This is a genomic window from Mesorhizobium sp. LSJC269B00 (assembly GCF_000502815.1).
Taxonomy (GTDB): Bacteria; Pseudomonadota; Alphaproteobacteria; order Rhizobiales; family Rhizobiaceae; genus Mesorhizobium.
This window is the reverse complement of record NZ_AYVN01000016.1, coordinates 130,990-149,657: the sequence shown is the minus strand read 5'-3', so window position 1 is coordinate 149,657 and position 18,668 is coordinate 130,990. Positions and strand designations below refer to the sequence as shown.

Genomic DNA, 18,668 nt, shown 5'->3' with positions numbered 1-18,668 from the left:
TCGAGGTCGCGGACTGCGTGGCGGCGGCGATGATGGTCGGGTTATCGGAACCCGCGACTTTCTCGAGCGCGCCGGCATAGGCCGCGGCATCGGCAACGGCCTGCAGCTTGAGGCTGCTGTAATACCAAAAGGATGTCTCCACACCGAGGCCGGCGCCGCCAACCACGACCGGCAAGGTGAAGGCAACGATGACGGCAACGTTACCGTTCGTGGCGCGCCTTAGGCGGCTCAAAGCAAACCAAATCCGGGTGAACGCGTTGGATGCCATATGTATTAGAAACCACGAATAGATAAACGAATGTCTAAAAACTCCATTCCGATTCGACGTAGTCGAACGGGCTAGCTAGGCGCAAGTTGCAGCGACCGCGCAACATCCTGTCGGAGGTTCCGCCCCAATCGACGAATGCGAAATATGCCGCTATCGCGAACTTTGTTGTCGACCAAGTGACATTTAAATGCCCCCTCTGCGAAGAAGCTATCGAGAAGACGGGGACACCGCGCTGCCGGTAAGGGGAAAGATCGGCTCACGCCGCCTCAGGAACTTTGTGCAATCCGTCCGGGGCTGGCTCTGAGGGCCACACACGCCCGAAACCAACCACTCCAGCCACGTTCAGTCCGTGAGGCGCTCACGAAAGAACGTGGTGCCGTCGGTCAGCTGCGACCTGGAAATATCCCGGAACCCAGCCTCGGTCATCCACGCGCGATACTGACCTTCCGTGTACGATTCGCCTGCGCGGTAAAGGTTCAGGAAGGTGAGATTGAGAAAGACACCCTCAGGCGGGCCGAGACGGTCGTCATCGACGACACCCCACCCCGCAATTGCGATCTCGCCTCCTTGGGTGAGGCAACGCGCCGCGTTCAGGATCGAACTGCGCGCCTGGTCCGGCGGCAGGACCTGGACGACAGCCTTCAGGATTGCCAAGTCATGCCGGCCGGTCGATGGCGCGACCGTTATGTCGCCTTCTTCGACAACCACATCGCCGGCACCGTATTCCGACAGGATCGCTGGTGCGACCGCCGCGACCGTCGGGAGTTCCATCAAAGTCGCCGCAATATGCGGCCATCGCTCGCGAAGACCGACCAGAATGGTCCCGGCGCCGCCGCCGATGTCGATCACCGAACTGACCGCCGAGAAGTCCAGTTCACGGGCGAGATTTCGGCCGAAAATCACCCCTCCCGGTGCGAGCATGCGGCTGAAGGCCGCTGCGGATTCTGGCCCCGCTTCGGAAAAGTCGTGCAGCGCGGCCGGCCGATTCTGCCGCAGCGACTCTGCGGTCAAAAGGTCGGCTCCCCAGAGTTCGCGCAGCAGCACATGATCGCCGCCGCGATAGGTCGGCTTGGACGCGTCAAGAAACTCCGACGCTTCGGCTCCGTTGCGAAACTGACCATCCTCGACCTCGAGGAGACCGATGCTGGCGAGCGCGTAGAGGAGCCGCGACAGACGAGCGGGCTCGACTTTGAGCGCTGCCCCAAGGCTGTCGGCAGTCGCAGCATCGCCGCCGAGCCGGGTGAAGATGCCAAGGTCCAGCCCGGCACGAAGCGCCAAGGCAGGGGGCACCCCTGCGATCAGCTTGTCGATCCGATCGGAATCCACCATGTCACATCCCGTTGTGCGATCCAGGATCGACTTTGAAGCAGCTTGGCCAACCTCGTCAAATCAGTTTACCAGCGCTCCCCCGCTCTCCGCGTCGAACAGGTTCAGCTTGGCGGTATCGGGTTCGCCAATGCGGGTATGGTGCAGCGTGGTAATCGAGTGCCTACGCATAGATCAGACTTGGCTTTCTAGATCTGATTCGAGCTCTTTCGGTTCGCCTGACGCCTCTAACGCCACACCGATAGCGTCTACCTCGGTCCGATAAACGTTGACACACCAACTCACGATCGAAGGTGTTTTCTGGCGCTGAAGGCTTGCTGCCAAATCTACAGCAAAGTCCGTCAGAACGAGGCTCACGCCTCCGACTGAAGCACCGGCGGCAATAGCCGTTCGCAGGATGTCAATCGCAAGCAAGTTGTAGCTGCTACCCGGCCGCTTCAGCAAAAATCTCAAAAATCTTTCGAGGCTACCCGGCCGCCTCAGCAAAAATCTTTCGAGGGCTACCGCCGCGCGGGCAAGCAATCCCACCAGCCAAGCCGGTAATTTTATCGGAGCCCAAGATAATGGCAGCCGGACCCGCCCGATGCCGAGGATTCGGACCGCTTGAACGAGGACATCTGGACGCTCGGCGCCGAGTTCGGCAACTGTCTCGCGCAAAAGGGCGGGACGGCGCTCCAACTGCTTCCGCACCATGGGTCGGGCCAACCTTTCCAAGGCGGCGGTCTTTGCTCTCTTCTCTTCAGCAGAACCGACTTGTCCCAATTTGCGCCAGACCCGCAACTGCATCAGGAGGCGCTGCAGTTCCTCGATTTCATCCGCATTTGAGCTGAACTGTCCGGCACGTTGCAATGTTTCCAGGGCAGTCTCGAATCTCGCCTGCCTTATCTGAACGTTCGCAAGGAGCAGGAGAAACGTAAAACTTTGGCCCGGCTCGCCTTGCTCAGTAGATGTCGTCGCGGCTGTCGAAAGAAATTCCTCCGCCTCGGAGAAAGCTCCGCTTTGCACCAATGCCTGGGCTTCAAGCAGCCAAAGTGGACTAGTAGGGCCTCGTCCAGACCGTTGGCGTATCAACCTAAGAGCTTGACGCCAGTTGCGCCGACCCAGGAATGCGCGCGCCTGTTCTGTCGTATCGCGTTCCCATATTTCAAAATCGGCGGCAGCTCTTGTTTCATCATCGAGCGCTTGATCGAGCCGCTGCAATAGCCAAGCGCGGCCGCGGGCAGGGAGTTCCGGCATACTGCTGGCGCGCAACCATAGCGCCATGTCGGGCCTCCACAGATCAACAGGAGGCAGATCGCCTCTGGCCAACCGATGGTAAATCTCCTCGGCCTTCGCCCGCAGCCCTTGTTGACTACTGTACCACGCGATCGCACCGGCATGGATTGCCTCGACTTGGTCGGGCATTATGCGTTTCAAGTCTAAAAGGGCCAGTTGCCGCAAGTCGCTCCGGTAGTGCAGCGGCCAAATCTTCTGCCCGGCCACATCAATCGGATCATCGTCTTCATCGATTTCGACCAGGCCCGTTTCATCGACAAGCTTCATGAACAGGGTGTCCGCCGTGGCCTCGTCCGGCACGATGACCTCGCAGGGGCTAGCAAGCACATGTTGGATGACATCTGGCGTTATGCGCCGAACGACCAATCCGGGCTGAGCCAGTCTCTGCAGCTCCGGATCATGGATGTGACCGAGTAGTCTTGTGAATAATTGTCCTTGAATTTGCTCGGATTTGACCTTGGCAACAATCATGGCAAGGTCGGAGGCAGCACCGATGCCTTCGCGCTCAATTACACGCGCGGCCAAAGCCAAACTCAGCGGCGCGGTGCCCACCGCCTTGATGATGGACTCGATCGCTCGCTTCGGCATATGAGCGATACCTTCGAGATAAACTTTGGCTGTTGGCTCGTCGAACGAGTCGATCGCAATTTGCCTGAATTCGATAAATCCGAAACGCGTCGACCCTGGCACATTTTCAAGGCTGGGCGAAGCGGCGGTGCGCAACCGTGCGCGTCCGGCACAGATGATCCTGATCGATTGGCTCGTGGCCAACTGCGACAGGAATTGTAAGACCCCATCTTCGCTCCCCGTACCCGCCGCCTGGATTTCCTCCCAAGTGTCGACAATGAACAGAGTTGGCAGACCTCGCTGCTTAAACAACAACTCAGTCAACTGCAGCATCAGCACCCATGCGTCAGACACATCAGGGCTGACACTTTCCAATTGCACGCTTTCCTCGCGACCCGACACGGCGACAAGGCTGCGTTGCACTCTCTCGGCGAGCGGCTGCACGCTACGGTTTTGCGCGGCGAGTTGCCTCACTGCCTCCTTGGCAAAACTTACAGGGTCTTTCGGATCTATCGCAGTCCTGTCAACGTCGAGATAGACGAATGTGAATGGGCGCTCGACCTCGCGAAATCTGGTGGGAGACACTACATCCATGACGAAACGAGCGAGCAACGTGGATTTGCCGATGCCCCCGGGCCCATGCAGGGAGAGAATGCTTGGTCTGTAATGGAGCAGGAAGTCGTGCAATTCCGCAAGCTCGACACCGCGCCCGACAAAACCACGCTCAAGCAGTCGGACAAAGGGCTTGAGCAGGCGCCTCTTTTCGACCTGGTCTAGCAAGACCTCTCGCGAGGGCGCCTTTTCGACTGCGCCGGCAAGCCAATCGCTTGCTCGTGCCAGAGCCAGCAAATCCTCTAGTGATCGTTCCTCAAGAGGTATTTTCTCGTTGCCACCCTCGATCAATTCCACCATCGCCTGCTGCACGGCGTCTTGAGGGTGCTCGGCATTGGCCGCAAGAGCCATGCGAAGTCCATCCGGCCGCCGACCGAGTTGGTACAATGCTTCACGCCGGGGAGCATCTTCGAGCTGCCAACGTCTGGATTTGTCGAAGTCGGCCACCGGTTCGCACTCAAGCAGTAGATCGGCAAGCGCCATGTCTCGATCTTCGACATCTCCGGCTGGCTGTAAGGCAGCCGGATCAAAATTGGTGAGCACCGCCGCCGCGGCCTTGAACGGTGGAATGACGGGCTCGGTCATCATGGGATCAGTCCCAACTGAGTCCTAGCATCGGCAAGCGCGGTAAGCACCGGCGGCCAAAAAAGTCGGGCCTGCGGGTTAGGCACATTCATAAGCGGCATCAGGATTCCGAGCGCCTGCGCCAATTGCTGGTCCTCAAGCTCCTTATCGTGTTCCAGGCCCAGCCGCTGGATCCACTCTTTGAGATGGTCCGGGGCAGGCAGTGTACTGTGGTCAATCCTCACTAGCTGCGGCAACGCTCCCGTCAGCCGCTCGGGCTTCAGTCCGATCAGGACGAGCCAGATATTGTTGCATTCGCCTTGATCGATCGCTTGTGCAAGACGCAAGACCAGGTCAACAATCGCCGCACCGACCCGCGGCAGGTTTAGGCCATCCACCAAAATCCACCAGGGTTCTGCCGGGCCGCCTATAGATTGGTGTTCTAACTGCTGCAGGCCAGCAACGATCAGTTCGCCGGCGCGCAAAACATCCCGAGCTTCTTGCGCCAGATCGTCAAACTTCTGTTTCAATGTAAGTTCGAGGCGAGTGGCGATCGGAAGTACGAACTCCCCGATCCCGGCCTCGCCGACGGTGCTTCTTCCCAAGTCTATTCGGATGTAGCGTGCCTGGGTCCTGCACATCTGGCTGACAAGCAGTGCGGAATAGCTCTTGCCTGAACCGGGCTCGCCATCCACCAGCAGGATACGTTGAGCACCTTGGTTGTTCGAAAAGGCCCCAACCTCCTTCCACAGCGAGTCGCGATTGATGAAGGGCCGTCCGCCCACAAAACAAGGCCTGCGGTTCGCAGGTGGCGGCAAGGCTGCGGCCAACAATACGGCTGCGAATTCGCGCAACTCCGTCTTCGGCCCGGGAAACAGGTCTGTCGGTCCGCTGTGCTTGGCCAGCACTTCGAGAAAGGCGGCATCGCGCTGCCGAGTAATCAGCTGCTTTATGAACCCCACCGCCCGAATCGGCCAAGCTAGTCCGGAAGGTGCGTAATCATTCAACTGCAAGCCATCGAAATCGGTCATAAGAAAGTTATCGAAGAGCCCTTCGTCGAACGATTCGCAAATCTTCTCGACGAGCGGCTTGATGTCCTGAGGTGCCAGCATTTCAATCGTGCCCCTTCAGCCCAATGCCACACCACGTTCGGCGAGCCGGGCCGCCACCAGTTCGATAGGCACCGCCTGATTCGCCTGGCCTCCGGCATGATGCAACGCCACGATATCGAGCTTGATGTTGACCACCGGCGAGCCAGATGAACCTTTGAGGGTGTTGGCGTCGTGTAGCAAGCGGCGTTCGTCAGGCTTGGGAGTGTTGACGGCATTGCCGAACGCGAAACGCTGCGGCAGACCTTCCGGGTGCTGCACGATCAGCAGCACGTCGCTTTGCTTCGGCGAGGCGCCGCGCGCCGCCAAATCCACACGTCCACGAACCTGCCCCTGCTCCACCTGGTCGTCGCCCACCGGTTCGGCCAGACGGATGAGCGCATAATCGAGTTCCGCTTCCGTCGGCAAAGCACCCCCCTCCTGGCGCTCGGCTGCGCCGGGCAAGCTGTCATCGACCAGCCAGTCGGCAGCAAACTTGCATTCCCGCCCCTTTTGGCCCGAGGGCGGCTCGGGAACATCAAAGCGACAGGTGATTTCGGACGCGTCAAGTCCATTCTTGGCCGCGGGTTTGAACGATTGGATCACGTGGTGGTTGGTAAGTAGTAGGTCGCGCCCCACCAGCCAGCCGGTGCCGAAACCTGGTGTGTCGGCCGGCCGGCTGGAATGCTCGATCCGACAGACACGCCGCCGCAGTGCGGCGAGCTTCGTCATCCAGCCATCCGGCTTGAGAAAGTCGGCATCGGGGCGCAACAGGTCTTCTAGTTTCCAACCCTGCGGTGCGGGCTTAGTGATATCCGCAGTCAGCCCGACGGTTTCCTGGAAGCGGCGCAGACGCGGCCCGTCCGGATTGGCGTCGATCAAGCCATCAATCAGTTTTCGTGTCCAACCTTGCATCTTGGCCTTCTGAAGAAGGTTGAACGCTTGGGTGGGGTAGTCATGCAAAGGTGATGAATAATTGGCCAAGGGCTGGCGCTCGAGGTCAACAACTAACGCTTGATTTAAGGTGATCATATCGAAATCTTCGATCAAGGCCTGCCAGAGCAGTTTGAACTGCGCTCCCTTGATTGCATCCCAGTCCACGACATCGCTCATGGCTTTTCCTCACCCCGATCTCGACGATCGCATCCGCGCAACCGCCGGCTTTCCTCTACCCATCCCGCCTTCAGCGGTCGCGGCGCGGAATAGGAAGTTGCCGAGCGCTATAGTGGTGCACGATTGACCTCGGGCGTCAGTGACCCATCCCACTTCCGCCTCGGCCCCCCTTGCATCGCCCCAACAATGGCAAACTGTGATCGACAGGCCGCACTCCGAACCACAAGGCAGCGTCTCTTGCCAGAAAGTCCGCGCCAAACCTCCAAGCCAATAGCGAACTGCCGGTCCACCAGGACTTGTCATGGTGGTGCGAGGTTGTGGCCGAGTCCTCACATTCGAATGATAATTAATAACGAACACGCGCCTCTCCCCAAAAAAGGCTCTTCCTAGTATTCGTGACGGCAAGAACAGCAGTCGCCAAAAACCAGCTCTGCTCCCGGCGCGCTAAAATTCATCACCGCAGCGCCCGTCAATCTTTCGCGGTCTGCGTCCTTACAATTTGGACCAGATTAAAGGCGACGTCCAGATGACTTGTGCTAAAAGTCCTACTCCGTATGACGCCAAATACAACTCTCCATTATCTGCCGTCGAAATCGCCGCACTCCTCCCATACATACAAGAATAACGAACCTTGAATGAAGACTACTAAACGACAGCAGTCTAGTTCACCCGAATGGCACGTTGAGAGCATGCTGCCCGCGCTATGACGACCCGGCATGTCGCGATATCCAGACTAATGATTCAATGAGCTCGCCAACACCCTGCTCTTGCTGTCCATCGTCCTGTCACAACAGTTTTATCCTGCAGCGATACGAAAAAACGCTCACCGTCCGGTGCTGGTTTGGCCGGTGCTCATTTCATCCATTTGAGGTTACCCATGCGCAAGATCCTTTTCGCCGCCATGTGCTGGTCTTTGGCGCTTCAGCTGCTAAGCTTTGCTTGCGTCGGACGCTACGCAGGCAAGGCCAGCAGCGCCAGTCCGGCCAGCGCCGAGCCGGCCAATGTCGGCAGCATGCCGATCCTCAGTTTCAGCATGGCGACCATGGCGGCCGCCGCCAGCAGCGCGGCGCGCCAATCCAGCGACGACAGCACCGGTAGCTCCATCCCAAGACCAAAACGGTGCAACGCGCCGAAGACGACATGCAGTGCGAACCACAGCGCAAGGTTCATCACCACGCCGACCACAGCCGCCGTGATCGCACTCAGCGCCGCCGACAGCGCCTTGTTGCCGCGCAGCGCCTCGATGTAGGGGGCACCGAGAAAGATCCAGAAGAAGCACGGCACGAACGTCACCCAGAGCGTCAGCAATGCGCCGAGCGATCCGGCCACAAGCGGTCCCATCGCACCGGCGTGACGATAGGCGGCGACGAAGCCGACGAACTGCAGCACCAGGATCAATGGTCCCGGCGTCGTCTCGGCCAGACCAAGCCCATCGACCATTTCACCCGGCGCCAGCCAGCCGAACGAGGTCACCGCTGCCTGCGCGACATAGGAGAGCGCAGCGTAGGCGCCGCCGAATGTGACCACCGCCATCAGGCTGAAGAAGCCGCCAAGCTGTGCCCAAACACTGGCAGGGCCGGTCAGCGCCAGGATCAGTACGACCGGCCCGAGCCAGATCGGCAGCCAGATCGCGATGGTGCGCGGCGCGTGCCATTTCGTCGGCTTGGTGTGAGCGAGGTCGCCGCGTTCGAACATGACGTCGACGGCGCCCCTGACATCGGGCAAATTGTCCTTGCCGCGTGCGGCTCCGGAAAAACGCGCCGGTGCCAAGCGGTTGCCGATCCAGCCGGTCAGCCCTGCAACCAGGATGATCAGCGGAAACGGCAGCCTGATGACATAAATGGCAAGGAACGCGGCCACCGCGATCGCCACCATCACCCGGTTCTTGAGCGCCCGTTTGCCGATGCGGAGGACCGCCTCGACGACGACGGCCAGCACCGCCGCCTTGATGCCGAAAAACAGCGCCTCGATGACAGGCGCATCATTGTAAAGCACGTAGAAGATGCTGAGGCCCAGCATGACAAACGCACCGGGCAGCACGAACAGGATGCCGGCGACGAGGCCGCCGGCGGTCCGGTGCAGCAGCCAGCCGATATAGATGGCGAGCTGCTGTGCCTCGGGGCCTGGCAGAAGCATGCAGTAGTTGAGCGCATGCAGGAACCGCTGCTCGCCGATCCAGCGGCGATCCTCGACCAATTCCTTGTGCATCAGCGCGATCTGTCCGGCCGGCCCGCCGAAGGAGAGCAGGCCGATCCTTGCCCACAGTTTCGCGGCTTGGCGGAAGGTCGGGACGACCGGAGCCTCGGTAGCCTGTGCATCGTCGTCCGCGGCGAGGGCGCTCATGGCGCTTTGCCCGCGCTGGGCCAATTGTGGGTTTCGTCAGTGGCATCGCGGCACCATCTGAAGAACGCATCGTAGAGCAGCATGCCGGCATCAAGCTGTTCGAGATCGTCGCGGAACATGCGCGACAGCCCGAGCGATGCAGCGAGGAACCCGGCCGCCTGCGGTACGAGATCGAGGCGCGCCGTATCGGCTGCACGCACGATCAGCGCAAGGCGATCGAGCGCTTCGGACCGCAACCCGAACTCTTCGATCATCGTGTCGAAGGTGCAGCGCTCGCCGCGATGGCTCCAGAACACGTCGTCGATGTCGAAGGCAACCGCCCCAAACCGATCGGCGGCCGCCAGCACTTCAGACGGCTCGACAAACAGGAACACCGCCGAGGGATCGACGAAGCGGCGGATCAGCCAGGGACAGGCGATGCGGTCGACCTTGGGGCGGGCACGCGTCACCCAGACCGTGCGGCCCTTGTCGTCGCGGGGCGGTATCTTGTCGGCCTTGACCAGAAGTCCCTTGGCCGCCTGCCACGCCTCGAAGCCGCCTTCAAGGGATTCGGCAGCAATGCCCTCATGGCGCAGCCATGCGGCAACGCCTTGCGAGAGCTTCAGCCCCTTCTGGCAGATGACGACAGCATGAGCCCCCGTGAACTCGGCCGCCCAGCTCGAAACAGACTTGAAGTCGCGCCGGCACGAGGCCGGAAGCAGCCGCGGATCGGCGTCGTAGTCTTCGTCGATGCGGACATCGACAAGAACAGGCGCGTCGGACAGACCGACAAGGCGGGAAAGCTGCGCTACGGTGATTGCGGTTGTTGACGGCATGGCGTCCACCTCCAGAGTGAGAGTTTGGACGCGATCATTGGGCTGACGCCTCACGGGGTCGTCGCGAAGGAACCCCTTGCCACAATGCTGGATTGATCCTTCGTCTTTGTCAAGGAAAGAGCGGCGCCGGGGGACCGCGCCTACTGCGCCGTCCAGCCGCCATCCATCGGCAAAGTCGTGCCGGTAATCTGCCTGGCCGAGTCCGAGCACAGAAACAGCGTCAGCGCGGCGAGCTCCTCCACGGTGACGAATTGCTTCGTCGGCTGTGCCGCCAGGAGCACGTCGCGCTTGACCTGTTCCTCGGTCATGCCGCGCGCCTTCATCGTGTCGGGGATCTGCCTTTCGACCAGTGACGTCCAGACATAGCCGGGCGCGATGGCGTTGACGGTGATGCCGTCCTGCGCGACTTCCAGCGCTACCGTCTTGGTCAGACCCGCTATGCCGTGCTTGGCCGAGACGTAAGCCGACTTGAACGGCGAGGCGACCAGTGCATGCGCCGACGCGGTGTTGATGATGCGGCCCCATTTGCGCGCCTTCATGCCGGGCACCACGGCCTTGATCGCGTAAAAGGCGGCAAGCAGATTGATGCGGATGATGGCTTCCCACTTGTCGTCGGGAAACTCCTCGATTGGCGCGACATGCTGTATCCCGGCATTGTTGACCAGAATGTCGAGGCTGCCTAAGGCCTGCTCGGCTTCGCGCACCATGGCGGTCACCGCTGCGCCGTCCATCATGTTGGCGCCGGAGTAGCGGCACTGGACGCCGAAATCCTTCTCGATGCCGGCGCGCTCCTGTTCGATCGCCGCGGCTTCGCCAAGGCCGTTGATCGTGACGTTGGAGCCCTCGGCGGCAAGGGCGCGGGCAATGGCCAGGCCAATGCCGCTGGTCGATCCGGTGACGAGCGCATTCTTCGAAGAAAGGGAACCCATGGAGATCTCGCGACTGTTAGGAGGACTACAAAGGCACATAGTTTGTGCGCCGCAACATGACAATGCCATAACCATATGCCGGCGCCATCACAGCCCTAAAACGCGCTTTGCCGGCCTCGCCGAGCGCCGTCTCAAGGCTGACACGTCAAGGCTGGCACGGCAGTGTTATGGTGCGGCGCAACATAGTCGGCCGCGCATTCGCGCAGTCATTCCTGAAGCATCGATCCAACGAATCAGGGGGGCTGTAGCTTGAAATCGCCGATGTCGTGATGCGTGCCTATGCCATGCCGCTCACTAACCGTCCTTTCCGCCCGGCCCGTATCGCTTCTTCGACCGCGACGCCCTAAGCTATCCCGCAATCTCCAGTAGGGCCGATACCAGCAAGTGGCGTTCGTCGGCGGACAGCACGTCGGAATCGAAGAGGTTCATGCTGCGCAGCCCTTCGATGGCCAGAAAGCAGACCAGCAGCGTCTTGAGGTCCGGCGTCTCGCTCTTCAGCCGCTGCAGCAGCTGTGACTTGAAGGCTTTTATCGGCGTCAGGAAATCCGGATCCTCGGCGATCGCCGAGAATATCCACGAAGCCGTCGGCTTCGGCTCCTCACAATCATCCGCCGAGAGCCGGATATAGGTGGCGAGCAGGCTCTCGCCGCTGGCGCCGGCGACACGGCCCGATTCCAGCGCCAGCTCGAACGCGCGCAGGTAATTCTCCACCAGGCCCTGCATCAGTTTGGCCTTGGTCGGAAAGTTATATAACAGGCCGCCTTTCGACACGCCGGCGCGGCTGGCGACGGCGTCAAGCGACAGGCTGCCGGGACCGGTCTCGCGTGCGACATCGGCGGCGGCGGCGAGTATCTTGTCGCGCGAATTTGCCCTTTGGGTCTTCATCGATCCCTTCCCCCGCACCAGCCTAGGCGGAATTGACAAGACCGTCCAGACGGTACAGTAAGTTCGCCGTCATTTGTAATCGGGACCTGGCGTCGATAAGTGTCCCGCATTCGGCTATTTTGCCGGACACCGGCCGAGGGGACAGTTCGTGAAGCGCTTCATCTCTATCACCGCAATTCTGCTTCTGCTCGCTCTGGTGTGCGTCGGCGTTGTCGGCTTCAACCTGTTCCGCGACAACGCTATCAAACAGTATTTCGCCACCATGAAGCCGCCGGCGACGACCGTATCGACGGTTGTCGTCAAGCCTTCCGACTGGACGCCGGGCGTCGAGGCGATCGGCACGGTACGCGCCGTGCGCGGTGTCGACCTTACCGTCGAGACCAGCGGCATCGTCAAGGACATCCTTTTCCATGCCAACCAGAAGGTGCCGGTCGATTCGGTCCTGCTGCAGCTCGACGATGCCGTCGAACGCGCGGATCTGGTCGCGGCCAAGGCGCAGTCCGTGTCCGACAAGACGGCGCTCGAACGCGCGCTGGAGCTGCAGCGGCGCGGCGTCGGAACGGATGCCACGCTCGACACCGCTCAAGCCGCTGCATCGGCCTCCGCCGCGCAGGTCAACAAGCTGCAGGCCGTGCTCGATCAGAAGCAGCTGACGGCGCCGTTCGCCGGCACCGTGGGCATCCCCAAGATCGACCTCGGCCAATATCTCTCGCCCGGCAACGCAGTGGTGACCTTGCAGGATCTGGACACCATGCGGGTCGATTTCTCGGTACCCGAACAGCAGCTGCCGCTGCTCAAGATAGGCCAGGCGGTGCGGCTCGGCCTCGGCGGCACCGGCGGCGGCGCCGACATGCCGTTTGCCGGCTCCATTCGCGGCATCGATCCCAAGATCGACGCTTCAAGCCGCCTGGTGTCCGTCCGCGGCGAGGTCGCCAACCCTGACGGCAAGCTGACGCCCGGCCAGTTCGTCCAGGTTCGCGTCGAGCTGCCGCAGGAGAAAAACATTCTGTCCTTGCCGCAGACGGCATTGACGTCGAGCCTCTATGGCGACTTCGTCTTCGTCGTCGTTCCGGCGAAGCCGGCGGAAGGCGCCCCAGCCGCGAAACCCGAGGAAAAGCCTGCCGCGGGGGCCGACGCAGCAAAGCCGGCGGCAGATGCAAAGCCGGCAGACGCGAAACCGGCTGCCGAAGACGCCGCGGCGAAGCCCGCGGACAAGCCGGCTGTCGACCCCGCGAAGCCCGCGGCAGAACCGGAAAAGCCGGCGCTCGTGCTGTCGCAGGTGTTCGTGAAGCCCGGCCGCCGCAACGACGGCATGGTCGAGATCATCGAGGGCATCAAGGCCGGTGACGAGGTCGTCACCGCCGGTCAGAACCGTCTCTTCAACGGCATGTCCGTCGCTGTCGACAACACCATTGACCCCAGCAAGTCGGCTAACCAGCAGGCTCAGCAATGAACTTTTCCGACGTCTTCATTCGCCGGCCGGTCCTCTCCACCGTCCTCGCCTGCATGATCCTGCTCCTGGGTTTCCAGGGCATCTTCAACCTGTCGATCCGGCAGTATCCCAAGGTTGACGAGACGGCGATCACCATCACCACCGCCTATCCCGGCGCCAGCGCCGACCTGATCCAGGGCTTTATCTCCGCCCCGATCGCGCGGGCCGTCGCCTCGACCGAGAACATCGACTACGTCACCTCGTCCAGCCGGCCGTCTTCGAGCACTGTGGTCGTCCAGATGAAGCTCGGCTCCAATCCGGATGTCGCGCTCACCGAGGTCCTGTCGAAGGTGCAGGGCGTACGCGGCACCTTGCCGGATGCATCCAAGGACCCGGTCATCGTCAAGGGCACCGGCCAAGAGTTCGCGATGATGTACATCTCGATGCAGAATCCGAACATGAGCAAGGAGCAGCTCACCGAATATATCGAGCGCGTCGTGCGGCCCCGCATGTCGACGGTCGAAGGTGTCGCCGACGTGCAGATCTTCGGCGCCGAGGAATATTCGATGCGGGTCTGGATCGACCCGGTCAAGCTTGCTGCGCGTGGCGTCACCGCCGCCGAAGTGCTGGCGGCGATCAACAACTCCAACTTCCTGTCGGCGCCCGGCAACACCGAGAACGAATATGTCGTCTCCTCGATCACGGTTCGCTCGACGCTGCAGACGCCTGAGGCCTTTGCCGAGCTTCCGCTGCGCTCGACGGACGGCCAGGTGGTGCGCTTGCGCGACGTGGCGCGAGTCGAGCTTGCCGCCGAGAGCACCGACACGAGGGTGAGCTTCAATGGCAAGCCCGGCACCTTCCTCGCCATCTTCCCGACGCCGGCCGCCAACCCGCTGACAACGGCGGAGGCGATCCACAAGATCGTGCCTTTGATTCAAGAGACGCTGCCGAAAGGCATGACCATCGAAATCGTCTACGATTCCACCGAACAGATCAGCGCCTCGATCGATGAAGTGTTCAAGACCATCGCCGAAGCCGTCGCCATCGTCGTCGTGGTCATCCTGTTGTTCCTCGGCTCATTCCGCTCGGTGATGATGCCGATCGTGACCATCCCGCTGTCGCTGGTCGGCGTCTGCTTTCTTTTGTTTGCGGTCGGCTATTCGATCAACCTTCTGTCGCTGCTGGCCATGGTGCTGGCCATCGGCCTTGTCGTCGACGACGCTATCGTGGTGGTGGAGAACATTCATCGCCACATGGAGGAGGACCACATGTCGCCGATGCAGGCGGCCTTCAACGGCATGCGCGAGATTTTCTCCGCCATCGTGGCCATGACCATCACGCTCGCCGCCGTGTTCGCGCCGCTGGCCTTCACCGGCGGCCTGACCGGCGCGCTGTTCCGCGAGTTCGCGGTGACGCTCGCCGGTTCGGTGGTGCTGTCCGGCCTCATAGCCGTCACCATCACGCCGATGATGGCGGCGCGTCTGCTCAAGGCGGGATCGCACAGTCGCTTCCAGCGCGTCGTCGACGGAACCTTCAGCCGTGTCGAGCATGTCTATGAGCGGGCGGTCACCGCCTCCTTGAGAAATCGACCGGTGACACTGCTGATGGTCGTGGCGCTGGTTGCGCTCACCGGCTTCATGTTCACCAAGACCTCGAGCGAACTGGCGCCGGAAGAGGACCAGGGCTTCCTGTTGTCTATCGTGACGGCACCGCGCTACGCGACCTCGGACTACACCGAGACCTACGTCAACCAGATCCTCGGCCTGGTGAAGGACATTCCCGAAACCAGGGCGCAATTCTCTGCCGTTGCCTTTGGCGGCGCCACCAACGGCGCCTTTGTCGGCTTCGCCTTCAAGGATTGGGCCGAGCGCCAGCGCAACTCAAAGGAGCTTCAAGCCGATATCCAGGGACGCCTCGGCAAGGTGGCCGGCGTCGAGGCCTTCGTCTTCGCGCCGCCGACGCTGCCGGGCTCCGGCGGCGGCCTGCCGATCTCCATGGTGGTGCGCTCGACCGGTGGTTCCGCCGAGGTCTACGAGGCGGCCGAGCAGATTAAGAACAAGGCGCAGGCCTCCGGCCGCTTCATCGTCGTGCAAAACTCGATGTCCTTTGACGCTCCGCAGGTGACGGTGACCATCGACCGCGACCGCGCGGCGGCTCTCAACCTGCCGATCGCCGACATCGGCCAGACGCTGACGCTGCTGGTCGGCGGCGCCGAAGTGGCTCAGTTCGACCGCGACTCCAACAGCTACGACATCATCCCGCAGGTGCCGAAGGAATTCCGCGACAATCCCGAGAAGCTCGGCGAATATTTCGTGCGTAGCGTGACCGGCGAAATGGTGCCGCTTTCAGCGGTAGTGAAGATTTCGACCAACGCCGCGCCGGCCGCGATCGAGCAGTTCAACCAGCTGAACTCGGCGACGATATCAGCGCTGCCGCTTCCCGGCGTCACCACGGGCGACGGGCTGCAGACCCTGGAGAACCTTGCCAAGGAGAGCCTGCCCGATACCTTCTTCATCGATTATTCCGGCCAGTCCCGGCAGGAGAAGGAGCAGGGCAACACGATCCTTATCGCGTTCGCAGCCGCCGTAATCGTCATCTATCTGGTGCTGGCGGCGCAGTTCGAAAGCTTCCGCGACCCGCTGATCATCATGATGGCGGTGCCACTGTCGATCTTTGGCGCCATCGTGCCGCTCAATCTGGGGCTTGGAACGCTCAATATCTACACGCAGGTCGGCCTGATCACACTGATAGGTCTGATCACCAAGCATGGCATTCTTCTGGTCGAGTTCGCCAACCAGCAGCGCGAGCTGCATGGCATGAGGCGGCGCGATGCGATCGTCGCCTCGGCCAAGGTGCGCTTGCGGCCGATCCTGATGACGACAGCGGCGATGGCGCTCGGCGTCGTGCCGCTGATCGTGTCCAGTGGTGCTGGTGCGGCGGCGCGCTATTCGATGGGCCTCGTGATCTTCACCGGCATCCTGGTCGGAACCATGTTCACCCTGTTCGTGGTGCCGATGTTCTACACCTTCATCGCCAGCAAGGACCTGCCGCACCACGCCGAAAAGCCAGACCCGAAGCTGATGCCGGTGCACGCGGACTGAGCTGCGAACGGCGTTAGCGAACAAACGAAAAGAGGCCGGAAATTTCCGGCCTCTTTTTTGACTGGATTGATTTACCGCGAAGCTCTGATGGAGCTTCAGGCGGGAACTTGCGGTGCGGCATGACCTGGCCGGCTGCGCTGCACCATCGCTCCAAACGCAGTCTGCTACTTGACGATGACGATGCTGGTGTTGGTCGGGCCGAAGGTTTCGACCAACTGGTAGAAGTCGGCGGCATTGTCGGGATGCAGCCGCACGCAGCCATGCGACGCCGGCCGTCCCAGCCGCTTGATGGCGTTGGTCGCATGCACGGCGTAGCCGCCGCTGAAGAAGACCGAGTGCGGCATCGGCGCGTTGTCGTATTTCTTCGAATGCCACATCTCGTGCATGCGGGTCGGCCTGAACGAGCCGGTCGGCGTGACATGCGCACTGTCGCCGGTCGAGACCTTCCAGGCGAAAGTCGGCCGGCCATCGACCAGCACTTCCATGGTCTGCTGCGACAGCGAAACACGCGCGACGATCTGGTTTGCCGCGGCATGGGCGGTGCTGTTGGCGGCGCCAAGCAGAAGCGCGGCGCCGGCAGCGGCGGCGGTGACGCTGATGAGTTTGGCGGAAATGGCTTTGTACATGATGGCTCCCCTTTGCCGGCCCGGCCGGCGTCAATTCGATGGCCGTTTATCCCTGCGTCATGTTTCAAGCTGATTTCGGTTGACGCTCGTTTGTGTTTCGAATCTGTTTCCTCGGATTAACAAGCAAGGTGGACAACAAGGAGCGTGCTCCCGTCTTCGCTGCGCACTCCCGATCACCCACCGCGCCCACAAACGAAAGTGCTGATGTCCTTATATGAAAGAAGATTGGCTTCGCTCGAAACCGACTTGCAACAAAGCGCGGCCTGGGCGGCATGATCTGGTTACAGGCTCGCGGCACAGTCATCCCAACGAGAACAGCCGGCGCCAACGAAAATGAGCATCAAATCGACCACCCTGTCCTGGTACTTCAGGATAAGCATCGCCGCATTTGTCGTCGGCGGCATCGGCACAGTAGCCGGCACCCCGATGACGAAACTGGCGGTGATGAATTCGGGTGAGATTTCGACGCTGCATGCCGCGCTGTTCATAGCCTTGGTCTGGATTGTCTCCAGTCTGCGCATCAACCGTCTCAGGGCCCTCTGGCGGGTCGGCCTCGGGTTGAAGTGGATGCGCGGCCCCTCCGGCAACTTGCTGCCGAGAGGACCGAAGGCCCGCGTCGCAACGGGGGGCTCCGTGGGCGACGCGGGCACTTCGGGTTTATCCTGAAGCACCCGCGGTTCTGATTTTTGGGGACAACCGATGAAGACGAAATCTGCAGCCTCCGTGCTTTCGGTACTGCTCTATGCACAAGGCCTGCTCGGCTTTGCCGGTCTCGCCACGGTTCTTCTGAAGGACCGCGCGCATGCCGCCAGCGAAATCGTAGTCGCCAGCGAATTGCCGTCGGGACCATCGCTTCTGGTGGTGCGCTGACGCCTATGCATGGCGCCCGAGATTGCGCAGCTTTTTTGGGCGAGCCGAGGAACAATCCAGCCTCCCGACCCTCAGTCGGCGCGCTGCGTCGGCGGGTCGAACCGGTAGCCTGCGCCGCGTATAGTTGTGATGGTTTCGGTGTCGAGCTTGCGGCGCAGCCGCACGATGCGCGAATCGATCGAGCGGTCGAAGGCATCGGCATTTTCGGCGGGCGCCGCCGCAATGATGTCGTCGCGCGTCAGCACCTTGCGCGGGCTGGCCAGAAACAGCCTGAGCAGCGCCACCTGGCCCGGCGACAGCTGTTCTTCCGTACCCGAACGGTGCATGACGATGGCCGACCGCAAATCGACGGTGGCATTTTCCAGCACGATCAGTTCCTGGGCGGACCTGCCGCGCCGCGTCAGCAGGCCGCCGATGCGCGCGGCAAGCTCCCTGACATTGAGCGGACTTTCGACGACATCTGCGGCGCCAAGCTCGAGCGCCAGCACCTTGTCGACCAGATCGGCCGGCCGGCAGATCAGGATGAAATCCGGCCCCGCCTTCCCGTCCGCGCTCTGGCCGCCGCCATAACGCCTGAGCAGGTCCCGCCCCTCCGCCTGGCTGAGGCTGTCGCCGACGATGACGATATCGATGCCTCCGGCCGAAAGCAGGGATTCAGCTTCCCAGGGCTGCCGCGCCTCGCGGACGTCATGGCCGCGCCGGTCGAGATGATCGGCAAGATCGCCGGCCACCACATCGGCGACGGAAACCAGCGCGATGACGGATCGTGCAGCCATGTTTTTCTTCCCGTTCCCCCGCAACCGGATATGAGTGCTGGACATCATGTTTATACCCAATCTACTTTCCGCTGAAAG

15 protein-coding genes are annotated in these 18,668 nt (G+C 61.5%); 4 read left to right on the top strand and 11 right to left on the bottom strand.

All coding sequences use genetic code 11. The features are described 5' to 3' along the window. The 9 genes from X771_RS0135070 to X771_RS138575 all read right to left on the bottom strand — a co-directional run. On the bottom strand, nt 1–268 hold a 268-nt coding region (locus tag X771_RS0135070; protein ID WP_245262762.1), incomplete at its 3' end, for a pilus assembly protein TadG-related protein. Nucleotides 269–610: 342 nt separating this feature from the next. Further along, nucleotides 611–1,597 carry a methyltransferase gene (locus X771_RS138540; RefSeq protein WP_023690138.1) on the bottom strand — a complete coding sequence of 329 codons (987 nt, stop codon included), beginning with the start codon at nt 1,595–1,597 and terminating at the stop codon, nt 611–613. A gap of 171 nt (nt 1,598–1,768) precedes the next feature. Continuing rightward, a complete protein-coding gene (locus X771_RS138545; RefSeq protein WP_023690137.1) occupies nt 1,769–4,636 on the bottom strand; it encodes an ATP-binding protein in 2,868 nt (955 codons plus the stop codon). After that, nucleotides 4,633–5,724, bottom strand: coding sequence for a hypothetical protein (locus tag X771_RS138550; protein WP_023690136.1), 1,092 nt, complete (start codon nt 5,722–5,724; stop codon nt 4,633–4,635). Before X771_RS138550 ends, X771_RS138545 begins: the two co-directional genes overlap by 4 nt. 15 nt (nt 5,725–5,739) lie before the next feature. Continuing rightward, on the bottom strand, nt 5,740–6,813 hold the full coding sequence (locus tag X771_RS138555; RefSeq protein WP_023690135.1) for a trypsin-like peptidase domain-containing protein: 1,074 nt from the start codon (nt 6,811–6,813) through the stop codon (nt 5,740–5,742). A 951-nt stretch (nt 6,814–7,764) separates the two neighbouring features. After that, nucleotides 7,765–9,156, bottom strand: coding sequence for a chromate efflux transporter (gene chrA, locus X771_RS138560; RefSeq protein ID WP_023690134.1), 1,392 nt, complete (start codon nt 9,154–9,156; stop codon nt 7,765–7,767). Continuing rightward, nucleotides 9,153–9,971, bottom strand: a complete 819-nt coding sequence (locus X771_RS138565) for a sulfurtransferase/chromate resistance protein (protein WP_023670055.1) — start codon at nt 9,969–9,971, stop codon at nt 9,153–9,155. Before X771_RS138565 ends, chrA begins: the two co-directional genes overlap by 4 nt. A 140-nt stretch (nt 9,972–10,111) precedes the next feature. Next, nucleotides 10,112–10,900 carry a 3-hydroxybutyrate dehydrogenase gene (locus X771_RS138570; protein ID WP_023670056.1) on the bottom strand — a complete coding sequence of 263 codons (789 nt, stop codon included), beginning with the start codon at nt 10,898–10,900 and terminating at the stop codon, nt 10,112–10,114. Between the two features lie 348 nt (nt 10,901–11,248). Beyond that, nucleotides 11,249–11,785: a TetR/AcrR family transcriptional regulator gene (locus tag X771_RS138575; protein WP_023670057.1), complete on the bottom strand. Its 537-nt coding sequence runs from the start codon at nt 11,783–11,785 to the stop codon at nt 11,249–11,251. Nucleotides 11,786–11,933: 148 nt separating this feature from the next. On the opposite strand from X771_RS138575, the gene X771_RS138580 reads away from it, so the two are divergent. Both X771_RS138580 and X771_RS138585 read left to right on the top strand, forming a co-directional pair. Next, the gene (locus tag X771_RS138580) at nt 11,934–13,238 is read left to right on the top strand and encodes an efflux RND transporter periplasmic adaptor subunit (protein ID WP_023670058.1); all 1,305 of its coding nucleotides are present in this window, start codon (nt 11,934–11,936) and stop codon (nt 13,236–13,238) included. Next, the gene (locus X771_RS138585; protein ID WP_023690133.1) at nt 13,235–16,318 is read left to right on the top strand and encodes an efflux RND transporter permease subunit; all 3,084 of its coding nucleotides are present in this window, start codon (nt 13,235–13,237) and stop codon (nt 16,316–16,318) included. The genes X771_RS138580 and X771_RS138585 overlap by 4 nt, the downstream gene beginning before the upstream one ends. Nucleotides 16,319–16,482: 164 nt before the next feature. Here the strand turns inward: X771_RS138585 and X771_RS138590 are convergent, their stop codons facing one another. Next, nucleotides 16,483–16,944, bottom strand: coding sequence for a L,D-transpeptidase (locus X771_RS138590; RefSeq protein WP_023690132.1), 462 nt, complete (start codon nt 16,942–16,944; stop codon nt 16,483–16,485). Between the two features lie 333 nt (nt 16,945–17,277). On the opposite strand from X771_RS138590, the gene X771_RS1000000167455 reads away from it, so the two are divergent. Together X771_RS1000000167455 and X771_RS1000000167450 are read left to right on the top strand one after the other, a co-directional pair. Continuing rightward, nucleotides 17,278–17,610 carry a hypothetical protein gene (locus tag X771_RS1000000167455; protein WP_023713277.1) on the top strand — a complete coding sequence of 111 codons (333 nt, stop codon included), beginning with the start codon at nt 17,278–17,280 and terminating at the stop codon, nt 17,608–17,610. A 33-nt stretch (nt 17,611–17,643) separates the two neighbouring features. Then, nucleotides 17,644–17,814, top strand: a complete 171-nt coding sequence (locus X771_RS1000000167450; RefSeq protein ID WP_023670062.1) for a hypothetical protein — start codon at nt 17,644–17,646, stop codon at nt 17,812–17,814. 71 nt (nt 17,815–17,885) lie between these two features. Here the strand turns inward: X771_RS1000000167450 and X771_RS138600 are convergent, their stop codons facing one another. Beyond that, nucleotides 17,886–18,590 (bottom strand): response regulator transcription factor, encoded by a 705-nt coding sequence (locus tag X771_RS138600; RefSeq protein ID WP_023670063.1) that lies wholly within the window; start codon nt 18,588–18,590, stop codon nt 17,886–17,888. Nucleotides 18,591–18,668 lie beyond the last annotated feature (78 nt).